The following is a 16538-nucleotide window of genomic DNA, read 5'->3' as shown; positions in this document are numbered from 1 at the left end:
TCACTATGCCGACATTACGCCCGCCCATGTACTGGCATAGCATCCCTACGCGCTGAGAGTTTGTGTTTTCTTTCCAGTTAGTGGTAGAACCAATCGCCTTATCCCGTGCAAAAATTGCGCTGTGAGCGGGATGCCGACATCGGCCTTGGAAATTGACGAAATAGAAAACAAGCAGACAGCGACTCATATTTAACCTTATAGTTCAACGGTAGCCATTACCTAAGCGCCACGGAGGTGCTTGATTGTTTAGTGCACAACGCGTCGACTTTTTCGAAATCCACTTTATCTTTGCGTGCTGCAGCTGACAGGGTGTACAAAACGCGACATTGACCGTCGAGCGTGTCTCCCCAACGCACTATCAGCTCACCTTTCGGCTCCGCTGCACGAATGAATGCTCGGCTCATTTGCCCAACCAAGGTCAGGCTATTGCCCTCAGCGTCCAGTACTTCGGCCCCCGTCGGCAACGCATTACCCGCCTCGTCACGCAGGTTAAGCAGAACCGGCGCCCCCTGAGTGGTTGGATATTTCAGCATCACGATTGCGCCATGACGCGGTGCGATATTCTGCGAACTCATTTCCAGCTCAACGTCCGCCGCCATACCTTTCGGGTCGATGACAACTTCATTATGACGATAAGGTATCAGGCCGCTCACCACTCCATACCCGCTGCTGCTGATTGCGCCTCCATTGCTGTTGAGCAGACTCGCGCCTTGTGCCCCCCTGGCCTCCACAATGACACGCGTTTCACCTTTGGACTGACTGAAGGTCACGCCGCCAGGATGGGCCACGATGCTGCCGGAAAGGCCGATACCGACTTGCTTGTACTCTTCCCCCTGTCCAATACTTCCCGATAGATTGGTCTTGGCCATACGGTATTGGGCATTGGCCCCCGTAGAGCTATTGCTGGCTCCGAAGGCACGATCATGCGAGCCATACACCCCATAACTAAGTTCGCTCTGCTCCCCCACAGAGCCAGACAGCCCAACCTGAGTCCCCACATCACCTTTACCCGAATAAGTCGTGGAGCTGGTGAGGTATGAGGTATGGCGATCTCTGCCAAGTGGCATCGAGAGCGTCAGCATGTACTGGGTATCGTCCTTGTTATTGCTACCCTGGGTACGGCTGGCTGAAAGACTCAGGTTTCCCCAGCTATAGCTATTGGAATACCCGGCCTGGAAGCTGGTATCGCGGCTCTTGGCGTTATTCCAGTGATTCTGCGACGACCCGCTCAGGTACAGGCTGCCGGCATCGCCAGGCAATGGCTGGTTGATGTTCACTTGAAGCCGACTGCGCTGGCGGTTAGGTGCCGGACCAGTCAGGTCTTGCGCTCGGGCATAATCGCTAAAGGACAGGTAGCCCTCGCTGGAGAAACGGTAAGCTGCCATGACGAAGTTAGTCTTGGTGCTATCGACGAGCTTGCTGTAGCTCAGTCGATAACTCCTTCCGCTAGCGGTGCTATCGAGTGGGTCAGTACCCTCATCGCTTGACTGCAGACCAGAAGCGTTGGACTGTGTGACATCGAACGCGAACGCTCCCACCGAAGTACTCAACGCCATACCGCCCTGTACCGCCAGATACTGGTCGGCGACGACGCTGCCAGTGTAGGCCGTCGCCTGGTTGGAAATGCCACGCTGATAGGTTGCCTGGACGAATGTTGGCACTTTGCGCAAGCGGTCATCACGGTATTGACCGGCAGAGACGCTGTAGCGCGAGGTCCCTGGGCGCAGCAATTGTGCCACCGAAGCAAAGGGCACAATGAAGCTGTGGATACGGCCGTCAGCCTCGGTCACCGTGACATCTAGGTCACCGGAATAGCCAGTACTGTAGAGGTCGTCGATGACAAACGGGCCGGGCGCCACGCTGGTTTCGTAAAGTATGTTGCCAGCTTGACGCACGGTCACTCGAGAGTTGCTTTGCGCCATGCCTCGGATGGAGGGCGCAAATCCACGCTGGGAATCAGGCAGCATGCGATCATCGGACGCCACTTGCACACCGGTGAAAGATACGCTGTCGAACAGCTCGGATGGCGTGTAGTAATCCCCCAGGGTAATTTGTGATTTGAGCGTGGTCAGGTCGCGCTGTGCATAGGTGCTCAGCGCGCTGTACTTACTCCGGGATTCGCCAACACTACTGCTGCGGTTGTAGCTTGCGTTGTGGCGCAGACGCCAGTCCCCCAGGTTCAAACCGCTATTGATACCCGTGTAGAACTCTGTGCTGTTGGAGCCGCGTGAATCGTTATGAAAGGCATTGCTGTTGTAGTCAACGAACGCAGCAGTCACGCCCCGGTCCCAGTCACCTGGATCAACGTAGCCTCGTGCTGCGCGGTTCAGGTAAGTCTGGGCAATGCTCAAGTCCAGGCGCAATGCCCCCAGGTCCATGTCGATATGGGCATCAGGGACCCAGAGGCCGATATCCGCGCAGTCATCGCTTTCAAGGGCGTGGCTTTCAGGCAGGCGCTTGAGGTCAATGCCCAGGCTGGAGACCTGCGCGGGAGTAAAGCAAATTCGCGACGGTTTCCCATCGCCGCCGTCACGCACCCGAATGTCCTGGCGTCCCATCCACTGCTGGTTGACGTAGACATCGAGGCGATATGAGCCTGGCATGGCCCCGTTCCCGCGTTCGAAGCGCGACATATCCAGACTTCTTTCCTGGCCTTGTAGAAAGGCCGGATTAAACAACGCGAGAGCAGCATTGCTTTCCTCGGCTTGTGCGAGGTTGTCGGGCAGAACCGCGCCGAGCGTCGTAACAAATAGCCAATGCCGGGCAGCAAAAAAACGGCCGGCATAATGCGGTGCATGAGTCGTCAAAAACATGGGATTACCTGAGCACGCGTATCGAGGTGATACCTGTCGGCACATCAGCTCGTCAATTTCAGTTCAGTGTGATGCTCTGTTCGGCGGTGGTGCCAAAATCACCGATCCAGCGGTAGAGCACCTGGCCACCAGTACTGCCGGTATGACCGGCGAGAGAAAAATCCTGCTGACTGAAGGGAGCAATCATGCCGCCGCCGGTTTCGTAGCGTTTGTCGCCCTGCTTCATTGACAGCTCACCAAACGACAGGTGATAAGGCGTCGGGTTATCACCGCGCAGGACATAGCCCTTATCGACTCGCTGCACAGACCACTTCATCCGACTCACGGAGCTACGAACATCGCCGGACAGAGCGACCGGGCGATAGAACATCTTCAGGCGTGAACGCACAGCGATTTGCATCATGTTCGCCCCAGCACTGGCACCTTGAGGAATAGGTGGGATTTCCAGGGCGTTGAACCAAAACAAGCTTTCCCTGTCCTGAGGCAGCGTTTCACCGGTGAACACAATGCGTACACTCTGGCCTTTTTGTGGGTCCAACCTGAAAATGGGTGGCGTAACGAGAAAGGGCGCGTCTGCATCTTGAAGTCGGCTCTGGGCGTCGCCACGATCAATCCAGACTTGCAGGAGCCCGGGGCTCTGGCCCTTGTTGGTCAGCTTTACGGTGACTTCTCGTTCCTTCGCGGAATAGATCACACGGGTGCCATCGATCATGACACCGGCAACAGCACTGGACATCGAGCATGCAGCAAGGAACAGCCCTGCCATCAAAGAGGGCAAGTGTCGAGCGGAGACAGGTGACATCAGGGGGTACCTCAGTGGTGCCCGAGGTGAACACCCCGGGCGAGTCGATTACTCGTAGGTCAGCATGAAATTGGCCATGACGGAAACATCACCGCCACCCGCGCTCCCCTCTTGGGAGAAGTACTGCGCGAAGTACTGCAAGCTGCCTTTTCCGTTGATATCCACGGCACGTGAAGCCTGGGAAGCATTGTCATCGGTATTGATATTGATGACGGTATGATTTTGATCGAGCAGTTGAACCTCGACGTTGGAGGCTTTGTTTACAGCGTTGTTTACCAAGTTGCCGTAGGGATTAACATTGGAATCAGGCAGAAATGCAGCAGAAACCTTGGCATCCTCCGGGCAGTCGGTCACCTGCAGCGTGAAGCCGGTACGACCGGTAGCGCTCTGAGCGCCAGCGAGCTGACTTTTGTCCACGGTCGGCAGTACAACGTTGACATTGGTGGAAGAAGCATCAAGTACGCAACTCGTTTCGATAATTCTGCCAGTGATGTTGATCTGTCCAGTCTGGGCGGCGAGAGCAAGGACGGGCAGATTTAGGCTGACAAAACAGACAGCAACAGAAAACACTTTGAAGTTCATTTATGCGGGTCTCGCAATAGCCAAGTTAGAATAAACTGAGTTTTTTAGCCTTCAGATATTTAGGTGCTGCGATACCTGACAGGGCAGAAAATCTTAAACTCGGCCGTAAGCCCGTCACATCAGCACGCTCTCATTTCAAGTCAGAATTCGCTCGCCCTAGACCAGAATTTTCTCGGAGCGGGATGAATTGCTTCTAGCTCCCCACCAAAATCTGCATGCCCTCTCCGTCCGAATTGCTCTGGCTTCTAAGGTTTTGTAGGCCACATTGCCTGGTAGCCGGCGACCGGTGCCGGCCCTAAATGCGTAGACCCTGAGAGCGTTTTTTGAAATTAAGCCCCCTACATAAATTGTATATTTAGTATCAAGCCCAATACTAAGGTCCACTGAGCGCACCTGTAAGGCCTAAAACACCTGAAAATTGCAACTCTAAACTTTCTCACGCCAAAATACGGAAAACCAAACTACAACCATCACTATTTGACGTTCTATGAAAATATCCGAAAAATCAGCATATCATGCAATATCGAGCTTAACAGCCAAAACAATAGTTAATCAAAGAGTCAAAAGCGGGGACTTAAAAAAAACCATTAAAATAGTACGGAACAGCCATATAAAGCTATACAACTCCGCGAAAAAAAACGAAGCAAGAGAATTTGTCAAACACATCCGCGAAATCCTTTATACACAAAATTCTAAGGCATTGAGGAGGAAAACCGAACTACTCAAGGATTTAGAAACATTAACGATGCGGACTCCAGCAGAAAAATCAGCCGATTATACAAGCTGTTTAATAGGGATGAAATTCAAACGGGAATACAGCTGGTCAGCGCTTCAAGCAAGAGGTCAGAAAAATTATGTTTACCACCACAATACTATACACTCCAAGTGCGCTAGGCCTGAGCAACCTGTAAAGGCACTATCCAAGCCAGCAATCGAAACCCTGCCCGCCAACGACAGCGCTGTGAACAAACGCTGTATGAGAGAAGATGATCATGCTAAGAGCATTTTTTATGATAAGGATATAAAGCTCACTCGAGAAAGACTGAACCCCACACCTAATGACACGAGCGAACATGGACCCAAAATGAGCCCGTTAGATTTTATTTACCCCGCCCCGCCCATTCCAAGAGCGCCAGTCGAATCAATGCCAGCAGCACTAAAATCGACGACCCGCTGGGATTGAAGAACCGCTGCATCCGGCTTCGAATAGCAGTATATTAGGCTGAATCAGATGGACAACTTCGTGAAATATCGAACGCCTTTATCCTTATTTCACCCCAAAAGGAAATGACTTGTCCGGATAATGTAGCAGACTTTAGCGCGCAAGGAAGTGGACTGGTATTATTGGAGGCAGATACCATTTCATTTATCCAAATCAAAGCGCCGGAAATAGGACAAGGTGAGAGGGCCTTTGGCCCTCTCACCCAATAAACGATCGGAGCCAAGCATCTAACCACCAAAGCTGGTTGCCGCCGTCGCCATGGCAGAAACTATTTCAGCGGGGCAGCAACCCTATGCCCCTCCTACAATCCGCCTCCTAACACCCCATGAACATCCTTGCTGACTGCAGCAGCAACACAGAGTGCAGAATAAAGAGCGCGGCTTAGTTTATATATGAATTTTAATTGGCTCGCCAACACCATTGCTTACTGACAAATCGCAGTAGGCACGAGTGTAGGGGGCATTACAATTTTAATCATCAACCACAACTGAGTATCGCATTCAAAGAGCACATTCAACGGCTCTATTATTGTTCGACAGCGGTTTTCTCGAAACACCTGGAGAAAAAAAGATGGCTTAGTCAAGAATTTAATCATAACTGATTATATAAGTAGACTGCGCAACAGCCCTACCCGGAATGAGATTACCGTCTCGAATATAACGAACTGACATGGGAATTAGGCCATCCGTCTGAATATCGCCCAAGCCCCTTCTTTGCTTATACCTTACCAAAGAGCCGTCAAGCAACATCTGAAACCTAATCCCTTTTGCCGTCGAGCCCGCTCCTAATTCCAAAGACTCACCACTGTTAGATACATTGTTCGAGTCAGTGAATTCGGCGTATACCTTACTCGAGCTGTTACAGCTGACAGCCATAGTGAAGAATACCTCACCAAATGTTGCGCCTATGCTAGAAAGTTCAGAGCTGGTTACCGCCGGCAAAGGAACATGTATATTTGGGGTTGTAACAACGCACGTTCCGAGAATAGCACTACCAATTACTGCGCCTGGTTGGTCTGGTCCTAGCGAGACACCATCAGAATCTAGCTGTTTAGCCCGAATCCCGCCGGCATGTAAATCACCAGCCGCTACAGGACCCGCGCTGCGGACCAAATCAAAAGACACAAAGTAGTGATTAGCGGTGCGAGAATTGAAAAATCCCAGCCTTGCAGTAGTCCCATTTATTGGCTTCTCGTCGTAATAAAAAACAACTGATAGTCCACTTCCGACTTGTAGCTTTTGAGGCACCTCCAAATATGCAACCCCGTCCGCCCGACACCCCCCGTATGTAATAACCTGACGATGACTACTTAGTACAGTACCTACAGGAACATTACTCGAAAGCGCTATATCCTTTCCAAGTTTAAATTCGCCTGCACCACTTATGCTACAGGTTGCTAAGGCCTGATGTGAGAAAAAAATCAACGCTGCTAATACTATCGAACGCATCACCACAACAAACCTCTTTTAATGTACCATTATAAAACTCAAAATCGCCGAGCCTTAACATATCATCGCAACACATAATATTGCTCTCGTAAAACATGCTTGATGTGCTCTCTCACTACTAACGGCAGATATCAACAGTAAATTTTCTTACTGAATTATTCAGGGCGCCTTTTTAAACAGGCATTGCTCCTTTATGCCCTTAAAGAACGCACTAAATGACTGGAAGGCACATGGGAGCTACCCGACGCTTTACTCCAACCGGAACCAGACCTGCTCCGGCGGCAAAGTTAGGGACAACCACGCAGTCACGATGAGAAATAGGTTGGATCACACTTTTAGCCTACGGGCTCGTTCCAACTGTCTATAATTTTTTCACATCGAGATGCACCACAACATCAGACCGCTCAATGCAGCGGCAAGAATCTTCCTCGTCGGACGAGGAACTTTCTTACCTCTGAGATTCTGCACGAAAAAAAACTATTTTTTGCCCTTTATGGTTCGATAACCAGTTACACATGCAGCTATTGCGGTATGACAATAGCTACCGATACAAACTCTGCAACTGTATGACGTTTGGAATTCGGCGCCACTTTTATATCTCGCTATAAGCGGATGCTATTTTAAGCCAAACCTCCGATGTATTACGGACTCTTCGTTATCCTTAGTACCACCCGCAACAAAACCAGCTCGCACTGCTTACGAAACAGTGCGAGATCCTACAAATCAATGATTGAAACGAATCTCAACTCTCCACATATAGACCCGCTTCCGGTGGAGATTTAAAGGATGACGTTTCCTTTAAAGGGACATTGCCATCATGGTGTAAATTATAGTCTGCAATAACGATCGCCAACGCGCTAACCGAATCGGCATTCATAAAGTTCACCATTACTTTGGTGTCAGCATCTTCATTATAAAGTTGCGTGAGCGTCTTTGTGTTATCTTTGGGAGCAATAGCGGAAAGAAATTCCTCACCTTCAATATGCTCTGCCACAAGCTTGGAGGATTGCTCAAAACCTCTGGCGAAATCTTTTATCTGTCTATGCAAAGGCAGTTCAGCATACTGATCATCCAAGCAAGACTTTTCACGAGAAAAATAATAGAAATCAAATTTATTACAGCAGAGATGCGCCACCTCATGCAAAAGCGCATTAACAGCGGGAATGGCGCATTTCTTAAAGAATTGTAGAGAAAACGCAATCCTTTGCTCGCCGTCTTGAACCAAGTTAATGGCGGCAGTGGGATCGGAATTGTCATACGGTTCCACAAGATAAATATCTTGCCCGCCCTCTTCCGTCATCCAAAGCAACATTGACTGCATCGCTCTGTAATTCTCCAACAGTCTCGGACGTATACTGGGATCCACTCCCCACTCAGTAAGCTTGGCATCAAATGTCGGATCATCAATACCTTTTAGAGACTCTATTACTGAAGTAACCACAGAGATCCCGTTATTAATAGTTCGCGTGAGAAATTCCCGCTTAGCCCCTTCTAGACTCTCGAAGCCTTTTGACACAACATCAAACCCAAAAGATTCGATATGTGTTTTGAATAAATCGTCTGACAATGGGTTCGATAATGGCGTGGCAAGCGCTCCGGGCGGACCTAACCAAGAGCCTGCTGATAACGATATTGAGGATAGCGCTAAAGTAACTAATCGAAAAATCGTAGCACCAACGGTCGGCGTCTTACCAGAAAAAACTAATTCGGCAGTGGTATTATGCACATCGCTTACAAGACGCAAAAATCTACGAGTATCTTCACGCCCAATCACAGTCCGCTCGTTACTCAGTAAAATCTCATTAATTGCAGCCACAGGTTCCATAGTTCTTCCTTGCTGTAGGTGTGGCGGTTAAAGATACATTCCCAGCCAGTTAATTTGATGTCTTAAAACTTTAAAATGAGTGTCACCTTCATAGACATCATAATGCCCAGCACCTTCAAGCATAATGATTGTCTTTTCAGCATGCAGCGCTTCATACAATCGGACTGCTTGATCCGGGGGATTAACAATGTCGTGTTCGGCAGCGACAACCAATACAGGCTGACGAACGCTCATGGCCATGATAACCGGTTTGTAGTTTATGATTTCCCGGACGGTTAAAAAGGGTATTTTTGTATTTAGCTGAGGATTAAACTTTTGATGCTTTTCGAAAAACACTCGAGACTGCTCATCATCCAGCACCATTAACGGAGGCACAAATAACTCCCTACCGCTTGATTCTTTCTTCTCCTGCATCCGATTTAATGTCGAAAATAGCTTACTTTCCTCTTTAATACTCATTGCGCTAGTGATTAATATTTCCCCGTCAGCAAAGGCTGTTTGGCTGATGATGCATTTGACCAGCGGGTTCTGCGCCCCAACCGTAATGACATGACAGCCACCTAGTGATGTTCCCCACAGACCAATGCGTGACGTATCAAATGACGGTTGCTGGCTTACCCAGTTAACAACGGCATGAATATCTTCTATCTGCATTTTGGTCTGAAGCCTGCCGCGCTCACCTCCACTTTCACCGAAACCTCGATAGTCAAAGGTAATGACATTGTAGCCAGCCTGAGCAAAAGCGAAAGCAAACTCAGGCAGAACAACGTTCTGGATGCCACAAAACCCATGGCACAGCACCAGAACAGGTGCCGGGATCACTGATGTGCTAGGATAAATTCGCACCGCCAATTGTTCCCCGCTGCTACTAACACTAACGCTCTCAAAACCACTCATTACACTACTCCTCAAATACTGGCCAAGTTACAATTCCCAATTCAAAAGAAAGGCATCGCTATACACACAAAACCTACAGCAATAGGCTATAGTAGTATTTCAAAAAGCGATCCTGCAACAAAGCCTCAACCATCCAAATATTCAAGTACTGTTCTACATTTGTAGAGGGGTTACCATGAAATCGATTCACCTAAGCGTGCAAATTAAAAAAAAACCAACACCAAAATACATATTCAGGAAGACGCTGTCGCTCAATATCTGTGCGGCGCTTTGGATCGCGCTATTCGCCGGGCCAGAAGCCCATGCTAGTCGTGTGGACAATTTAGAACTCTTCAGCCACACCAATGAAGATCACCAGAAGTTAAATTTAGACTACAACGGTTGGCGCTGGCTAAAGAAAAAGAAGACTTTGGTACTGGGTACGTCGCTTCCTGATTATCCGCCGTTGGACATATCAAGTTCCAATCGTGACTATGAGGGTATCACAGCAGATTACATGCAGATAATTTCTGGTTATCTTGGTGTAACCGTGGACGTTCGCCGTTACGCTACTCATATGGAAGCCGTGGAAGCACTGAAAACTGGCGAAATAGATTTATTGGGCAGCGCTAATCGAAGAGAAAAAAATAGAATAGATTTGGCACTGAGCAACAACTACCTCGATGATCGACTCGCTCTAATCGGCCGCATAGGCATTAGCCTGTCTTTCGACGATAAAGTCGCGCGTATTCGCTTGGCAATTGACTCCGACTATATTAGTGAGGCTGCGGCTCGGCGGATGTTTCCTCAAGCAAACATAGAAGTGTTCACATCGACAGAAAATGCTATCGCGGCAGTCGCCTTTGGACAAGCTGATGCATTTTTAGGGGATGCTATATCCTCTCAATACCTTATTTCGCGAAATTATTCCAGCCATCTCGATATTTTGGATATCGCCCCCCCGGCACAAGAAGGCTTCAGCTTTGCCATTAACGCTGATAACCCGCGTTTGCTGAACCTTATCAATACCGCCCTAGGGGCCGTGCCAGAACAGGTAAAAACTGAAATACAAACACGCTGGAGCGAAAAACTCTTATTCACGCTCCAGCCACTGGATTTAAGTGCAGACGAGAAAGATTGGATCAAGAAAAACCCTGTGGTAAATATAGCAGTGAGCCGGTACCTGGCACCCGTTTCATATTTCGACATCCATGGTAATTATTTTGGTATTACACGAGACTTGCTTAAGTTAATTGAGAGAAAAACGGGCTTAAAATTCAACATACAACCTCACCCCAACATTAGAGAAATGCAGGAAAGCTTAAAAGCGGGAAGAGTGCAAATCGCAACGGACCTGCCTAAAAACCAGGAAAACATGCAATCTTTTTTATTTGGACGTCCTTATTTAATCGCACCTTATGCACTTGTAGTACGCAATCAAAGTGCATACCCAGATACGCTGGAGGCTCTGGCAGGCAGGACGTTAAGCGTTGCGCCAGGCCATGCGCTTCTGCCGATGTTACGCGAACATTACCCGCTCATTCGTTTAAAGAACGCAGAGAATAATTTTGAGGCCCTTGCTTGGGTAGAGGATGGCTCAGTAGATGCAACAATCCTACCTGCACCTATTGCCAGCTACAATTTGCGTAGCCGCGATAACTCACTGAAAATTGCATCGATTATAAACTCTGCACCTGCGACAGCGTCGCTCAGTGTACTTAAGGGGCAAGGTCAGCTTTACGCAATTCTCGATAAAACCATAAGAAGCATCCCGCCAGATGTTATTGATTCTGTTACCAACCGGTGGCGCACAAACGCAGTTATTGCGCCCCCATCATGGCGCGACTATCGTCAGATTATATTTAAATCCGTAGTTGGCACTATCACACTATTGACTATCGCATTGGGTTGGGGAATTTACTTACGTCGGCAAATCATGCAACGCAGAGCAGCCGAAAGAGAACTCAGCAATCAGCTTCACTTTATGGAAGCCCTGATAAACGGCACGCCGCATCCAATTTACGTGCGGGATTTAGAAAATCGCCTATTAATTTGCAATGACAGTTACGTAAAATCGCTTTCAAACGAGGGTGATATTGCTCGTGGTTTAAGTTCAGCAAAAACCTCATTGGAAAGGTCGGCGGCCTATGAAAAGGATTGCCAAACTGTATTGCAGACAGGCCAACCTCTTTTGCGTGATCGAGAAGTTTACATTGCTGGACGTCATCAAACTATCTATCACTGGATGCTACCTTTCTCTAACTCTGAAGGTGCCAATCAAGGCTTAATCGGAGGTTGGATAGATATAACTGAGCGGCACTTGCTTCTGGAGGAGCTCAAACAAGCCAAAAATGATGCTGATGAGGCTAATCGGACCAAAACTACATTCCTTGCGACTATGAGCCATGAAATCAGAACACCTATGAATGCGATCATAGGATTGCTGGAATTAAGCTTGAAACGCGATAAAGAAAAATATGACCGCTCATCAATAGAAGTCGCCTATCATTCCGCCCGCGGCTTGCTTGATTTAATTGGTGATATACTCGACATTGCCCGTATAGAGACAGGTCACCTTAGTCTGAATCAAGAGCGGGCCAACCTAAAGGACCTAGTAGAATCTGTTATTCGAGTATTCAGTGGACTGGCCAAGCAAAAGAACCTAACTCTAAAGTTAGACATTAACGAAAGTATAAATTACGACGTATTGGTTGACCCGCTGCGCTTTAAACAAGTACTTTCCAACTTAATCAGTAATGCGATTAAGTTTACCGAAAACGGCGGGGTCGATGTGGTTGTTCATTCTTGCTTATTAGCAGATGATCAATTACAGGTCGAATTTTCGGTCAATGACACCGGTATTGGTATATCTGCTAACGATATAGCGCGCTTATTCCAGCCATTTACCCAGATAGGTGGAACGAGACAGCACGCCCGCTCTGGTACAGGATTAGGATTAATGATTTCCCGTAATCTATGTGAAATGATGGGAGGCCAATTGGAGCTCAACAGCGAAATCGATCAGGGCACACAAGCCATTGGCCGACTGACACTGAACGTGCTCGAACCACAGCAGGAAAAGAAGGCGGAAGTATTAAACAGCTCCGCAGCCAACCCGGCTCCAATTTTAGGTGTATTAGTGGTTGACGACAACTACGCCAATCGATTGCTGTTGAGTGAACAGCTAATATACTTGGGGCACTCCGTGCATCTTGCTGAAAATGGTGCTGAAGGCCTTGCATTATGGAAACAGAAAATATTTGACGTCATCATTACCGACTGCAATATGCCAGTGATGAGCGGATATGAGCTTGCGAAAGCAATACGCGTGATTGAGAGCGCTCAAAACCGGGTGCGCTCTATCATTTTAGGATTTACTGCTAATGCTCAACGTGAGGAGCGCGAGCGGTGCATATCGGCTGGCATGGATGACTGCCTATTTAAACCAGTGGAGCTGGATACCTTAGAGCGTTTCATCAAACGCTCCGCAATAGCCATTCATGACGAAATTAATTATTCTGAATCCGATAAATTTGACTTGAATACCCTTGAGCACCTTACCGGTGGAGACCTCAACATATTAAAGCGTGTGCTGGATGGATTAATTAATAGTATCACCGATGATTTAGAGGAATTACGACGGCTTAATAAAAACAACAATCTGCGTGGCTTATCCGAGCTTGCTCATAAAATCAAGGGCAGTGCTCGCGTTGTTAAGGTTCGCAGTCTGATCAAGCACTGTGAAGCTTTGGAAGCTTCCTGTCACCTTGACCCGTCAGATTCTAATTTACCGGCCGTGGTCCTAGCCCTTGATCAGGCAATGGTAGGATTAGAACGCGATCTGATTCGCCAGAGAAAAAAAACACTTTGAGTAGGTGGACTAAAGCGCCCTCTCCCGCGATGTACTCATTACGGCCGTAACACCGATCCTTGGATATAAGCGGCCAATTGTTTGCCCGCCTTACCGCTTAAAGGCACCTTAAACGTTGTATAAGCCCTGCCTACAACTGGCGCTATTATCTTTCCGCCGCGCGACACAATTAGCGCGCCTAGAATTTTCCTACTGTCTTTCAGCCCCTTCTGCCATTGCAAGTCTTACGAGTTCTTGTAGAATTCTTATTCCATCTAAGGTGTAGACGCATGATAGACTCGAACAGTGTGATAATTATTGATAAACACCCGATTGTGCGACTGGCAATCAGAGCGGTGTTAGAAAGACGAGGCATTAAAGTTCTGGCCGACGTCAGCGACGGAGTAGACGGTCTAAGACTTGCGAACCTGTATCATCCCGATCTTGTAACTTTTGATATTGGCCAAAATCAAACAGAGGGGTTAGCAATTATCAAACAAATGTCTTCGTTATCGAATGCTCCTAGCATGTTAATTTTTTGTACATATCCCGCAGTGCCTTGCGCAGAATATTGTTTACGGGCCGGCGCCTCCGGTTTTGTCAGTAAGCGCGCAGGCATACGCGACTTCCTTAACGCAATCGAAGCAATCTTCGCCGGTTACGATTATTTTCCATATTATGGCAGCGTCAAGCTTGGTCCAACCCCAGCAACGAAATAATCTAGAGTTCAGTTGACAGAGCTGGATGGGTATTACTCGCGCCCCATGCCATGAAGACAAGGTACGCGAGAAATTATGTAATGGATTACTTGGACTACATCAGCAGGACAAGCATAGGATATTCTCAGTGGTTTTTTTCTCGGTCTAACACAGACCCACCCATAGCCTTAATTTCCCCAAGCACAGCATCCAGGTTAACTCTTCCTGCATGACATTCAGCTCCAAGCTTTTCTGAGAGCTTTGCGTACCCATATATATAACTTCCTCGCGGATCGGGCATTATGGAACGTCCTCTTATTTTTTCTAGGACGGAATGATGGAATGTTTTTGAGAACCCCTCAATATCCTCTGCCACATTGGCGGAACCAAAGAAACCATTTCCACCTAAAAGTTCAAGTACTGCACGCTGTTTTTCGTGCGCAGTCAGAGTCCCCTCGGTATAAATCACGCTGAGCGGATTGTTAGGCCCCCTTTCTCATTCTTAGCTGTGGCATCCGTATAAGGCGCAAACTCTTCAAACACTTCAACCGTAGTTGTCAATTTGCTGCACAGAGCAAGGCCGGCCTCGCTAAGCCGCCCGTTGTCAAAAAATAGAGTACCGAATTTCAGGGGATCTTCTTGTGCGCACTCCATCAACAGCCTATAAACTGCAGGCGCCACTGTGTACACAATTTTATTCGTGGGCCTAGCGAGACCGGATAGGTTGTTACGCTGTGTATCGCAAATGGCAAGAGTGTACGCCATCGCCACCATATCCTCGCATGCTGCATTATCCGGAATTGAAAGTGCACCACTTCTCAACAGGCCTTCAATGACAGTACCAAGCCCAGGTTTTCCGTCTCTACCTATATTTGGCATAAAATCGAAAGCTGTGCCGCTGGGAATAACCGCAGCCGCAACCCGGCAAAGACTTTCTTGCCCCGTAACGTCGACCCTTGCCTCTCCGGCCAAGGTCCCCAAGGCCGCAGCCGTGGCTATCTCATTCAGCCCCCAATGCAGTTGATTGCCAATGCCAGTGCCATCTTCTTGTAGTATTTGAACGTGATCATGAAAATATGGGAGAAAACCGGCTAGACGCTCGAAAGAATGCCCTTGGAAAAAATGCAGTACGTCACTCTGCATTTCTTGTGCGTGCGCCATTCGACCGCTTGAATGGGTAGCTTTGTGATAGGACAGACGCAACGCATTCAGAGCGCCATCTAATGCGCTCTGATCGAAATGACTTTGGATTTTTTCTATAGCGCGCTGCGCTTGTTCCAAGTCGATATGAGTCAGACTGGCCAGCAAATTATTTGTGAGGCTGCTGACAATTTTATGTTTATCACATTGGTCGGGCGTGACTTCGCGTACTTGTTCCAGTAAGTTCTCTAAGTGGCCCGCCATGATCGCTGATGCTTGCCTATCCGATGCACACAACGTAAGAATATTTCCAAAATGTTCGGAACAAAACTCATCTAGCTGGCGGCTGGGAATCCCTAGTACATTACGAATACTGCACGATGTTCGCACTGGCAGATCTGAAGTCGTTCTGGGAAACACGCCTACTGGCGGTGACCCGGCGACAACGTTTTTAACATTCATTTATTTTGCCTCAAGACGCCAAATGAGACCTGAAAGTATCAATAGCGTCTGAAGCAGGCTTTCAAATAGCGCTCATGACAGAGCTTTACCGCAAGCGGTTGTTTAAACGTTCATACCAGTGAATTTCTTTTCGCCAGTTCGGCCAAGCTTACAAGGCTAGAGGCGTTCAATTTTTCAAGCAAGCGTATTTTATAAGAGCTGATCGTTTTGTTGCTGATCAGTAACTCATCAGCTATTTGTTTATTCGTGTATCCCAACGCCAGATAACGAAGAACGGTGAGCTCTCGATCGGTCAGCGTACTTAACAATGTAGCCTCGTCAGATTTCCCTGCGTCATTGCGAACGTCATTGAGCGTTTGGCTAGGAAAAAAACTGTAGCCCGACAACACTGCACGCACACCAGCGAGTAGCTCCGCTGGGTCCTCCTGCTTAAACACAAAACCGGCAGCCCCAGCCCGCATGCACCTGTGGGCAAGGTAAGCAGGTTCCTGTGCACTTAGTACCAGGACTTTTGGCGGCGTTGCCAATGTCTGGATACGGGCGATTACCTCCAACCCATCGAGGTTCGGAATACCTATATCAAGCAGCACCAGGCCAGGGTTCAGCTCTCGAGCTAAACTGACACCATCGACCCCATTGTCCGCCTCCCCCACCACCTCGTGCCCGTCACGCTCCAACAACAAACGAACAGCTAATCGTAGTATCGGATGATCATCAACAATCAGTATTTTTCCCACTGTCTACACCTGATAATGGTATTAAAAGATCGACTGCGCCCGCGACCTCTGAAGTGATCAGGCGCGATGTCGTCAACATTGTG

The 16538-nt window shown here is 48.3% G+C and carries 12 protein-coding genes; 3 read left to right on the top strand and 9 right to left on the bottom strand.

Going from position 1 to position 16538, the window contains the following annotated elements; all coding sequences use genetic code 11:
* Nucleotides 1-215: 215 nt before the first annotated feature.
* The 3 genes from C4J93_RS10830 to C4J93_RS10820 are packed head-to-tail and all read right to left on the bottom strand — an operon-like array spanning nt 216 to nt 4197.
* The gene (locus C4J93_RS10830; protein ID WP_124429294.1) at nt 216-2813 is read right to left on the bottom strand and encodes a fimbria/pilus outer membrane usher protein; all 2598 of its coding nucleotides are present in this window, start codon (nt 2811-2813) and stop codon (nt 216-218) included.
* A 58-nt stretch (nt 2814-2871) separates the two neighbouring features.
* Nucleotides 2872-3615 carry a molecular chaperone gene (locus C4J93_RS10825; RefSeq protein ID WP_218566853.1) on the bottom strand — a complete coding sequence of 248 codons (744 nt, stop codon included), beginning with the start codon at nt 3613-3615 and terminating at the stop codon, nt 2872-2874.
* A gap of 48 nt (nt 3616-3663) precedes the next feature.
* Nucleotides 3664-4197, bottom strand: coding sequence for a fimbrial protein (locus C4J93_RS10820; protein WP_124403773.1), 534 nt, complete (start codon nt 4195-4197; stop codon nt 3664-3666).
* A 487-nt stretch (nt 4198-4684) separates the two neighbouring features.
* Here C4J93_RS10820 and C4J93_RS10815 point away from each other — a divergent pair, with 487 nt between their 5' ends.
* Nucleotides 4685-5380, top strand: coding sequence for a hypothetical protein (locus C4J93_RS10815; RefSeq protein WP_124403772.1), 696 nt, complete (start codon nt 4685-4687; stop codon nt 5378-5380).
* A gap of 626 nt (nt 5381-6006) precedes the next feature.
* On the opposite strand, the gene C4J93_RS27670 is transcribed toward C4J93_RS10815, so the two are convergent.
* The 3 genes from C4J93_RS27670 to C4J93_RS10805 all read right to left on the bottom strand — a co-directional run bounded on the left by C4J93_RS27670 (nt 6007) and on the right by C4J93_RS10805 (nt 9589).
* Entirely contained in the window at nt 6007-6867 is an 861-nt protein-coding gene (locus C4J93_RS27670; protein WP_372238178.1) for a fimbrial protein, read from the bottom strand.
* A 742-nt stretch (nt 6868-7609) separates the two neighbouring features.
* Nucleotides 7610-8692 carry a hypothetical protein gene (locus C4J93_RS10810; protein WP_124403771.1) on the bottom strand — a complete coding sequence of 361 codons (1083 nt, stop codon included), beginning with the start codon at nt 8690-8692 and terminating at the stop codon, nt 7610-7612.
* Nucleotides 8693-8719: 27 nt separating this feature from the next.
* The gene (locus C4J93_RS10805; RefSeq protein WP_124406858.1) at nt 8720-9589 is read right to left on the bottom strand and encodes an alpha/beta hydrolase; all 870 of its coding nucleotides are present in this window, start codon (nt 9587-9589) and stop codon (nt 8720-8722) included.
* A gap of 175 nt (nt 9590-9764) precedes the next feature.
* On the opposite strand from C4J93_RS10805, the gene C4J93_RS10800 reads away from it, so the two are divergent.
* On the top strand, nt 9765-13439 hold the full coding sequence (locus C4J93_RS10800) for an ATP-binding protein (RefSeq protein ID WP_124429293.1): 3675 nt from the start codon (nt 9765-9767) through the stop codon (nt 13437-13439).
* A 269-nt stretch (nt 13440-13708) separates the two neighbouring features.
* The gene (locus C4J93_RS10795; protein WP_124362281.1) at nt 13709-14137 is read left to right on the top strand and encodes a response regulator transcription factor; all 429 of its coding nucleotides are present in this window, start codon (nt 13709-13711) and stop codon (nt 14135-14137) included.
* Between the two features lie 124 nt (nt 14138-14261).
* Here the strand turns inward: C4J93_RS10795 and C4J93_RS10790 are convergent, their stop codons facing one another.
* From C4J93_RS10790 to C4J93_RS10780, 3 genes are all read right to left on the bottom strand, one after another.
* Entirely contained in the window at nt 14262-14585 is a 324-nt protein-coding gene (locus tag C4J93_RS10790) for a hypothetical protein (protein ID WP_124429292.1), read from the bottom strand.
* On the bottom strand, nt 14582-15718 hold the full coding sequence (locus tag C4J93_RS10785) for a hypothetical protein (protein ID WP_124429291.1): 1137 nt from the start codon (nt 15716-15718) through the stop codon (nt 14582-14584). The genes C4J93_RS10790 and C4J93_RS10785 overlap by 4 nt, the downstream gene beginning before the upstream one ends.
* A gap of 110 nt (nt 15719-15828) precedes the next feature.
* Nucleotides 15829-16455 (bottom strand): response regulator transcription factor, encoded by a 627-nt coding sequence (locus C4J93_RS10780; RefSeq protein WP_124362279.1) that lies wholly within the window; start codon nt 16453-16455, stop codon nt 15829-15831.
* Nucleotides 16456-16538 lie beyond the last annotated feature (83 nt).

Source organism: Pseudomonas sp. R2-37-08W, assembly GCF_003851705.1.
Lineage (GTDB): Bacteria > Pseudomonadota > Gammaproteobacteria > Pseudomonadales > Pseudomonadaceae > Aquipseudomonas.
Note: the sequence above shows the minus strand (reverse complement) of the source record. Positions and strands in the feature narration are given on the sequence as shown.

Excerpts from the sequence above, each read along its gene's own strand:
- C4J93_RS10830 (WP_124429294.1), bottom strand. The coding sequence starts at position 2,813 with ATGTTTTTGACGACTCATGCACCGCATTATGCCGGCCGTTTTTTTGCT.
- C4J93_RS10825 (WP_218566853.1), bottom strand. The coding sequence starts at position 3,615 with ATGTCACCTGTCTCCGCTCGACACTTGCCCTCTTTGATGGCAGGGCTG.
- C4J93_RS10820 (WP_124403773.1), bottom strand. The coding sequence starts at position 4,197 with ATGAACTTCAAAGTGTTTTCTGTTGCTGTCTGTTTTGTCAGCCTAAAT.
- C4J93_RS10815 (WP_124403772.1), top strand. The coding sequence starts at position 4,685 with ATGAAAATATCCGAAAAATCAGCATATCATGCAATATCGAGCTTAACA.
- C4J93_RS27670 (WP_372238178.1), bottom strand. The coding sequence starts at position 6,867 with ATGCGTTCGATAGTATTAGCAGCGTTGATTTTTTTCTCACATCAGGCC.
- C4J93_RS10810 (WP_124403771.1), bottom strand. The coding sequence starts at position 8,692 with ATGGAACCTGTGGCTGCAATTAATGAGATTTTACTGAGTAACGAGCGG.
- C4J93_RS10805 (WP_124406858.1), bottom strand. The coding sequence starts at position 9,589 with ATGAGTGGTTTTGAGAGCGTTAGTGTTAGTAGCAGCGGGGAACAATTG.
- C4J93_RS10800 (WP_124429293.1), top strand. The coding sequence starts at position 9,765 with ATGAAATCGATTCACCTAAGCGTGCAAATTAAAAAAAAACCAACACCA.
- C4J93_RS10795 (WP_124362281.1), top strand. The coding sequence starts at position 13,709 with ATGATAGACTCGAACAGTGTGATAATTATTGATAAACACCCGATTGTG.
- C4J93_RS10785 (WP_124429291.1), bottom strand. The coding sequence starts at position 15,718 with ATGAATGTTAAAAACGTTGTCGCCGGGTCACCGCCAGTAGGCGTGTTT.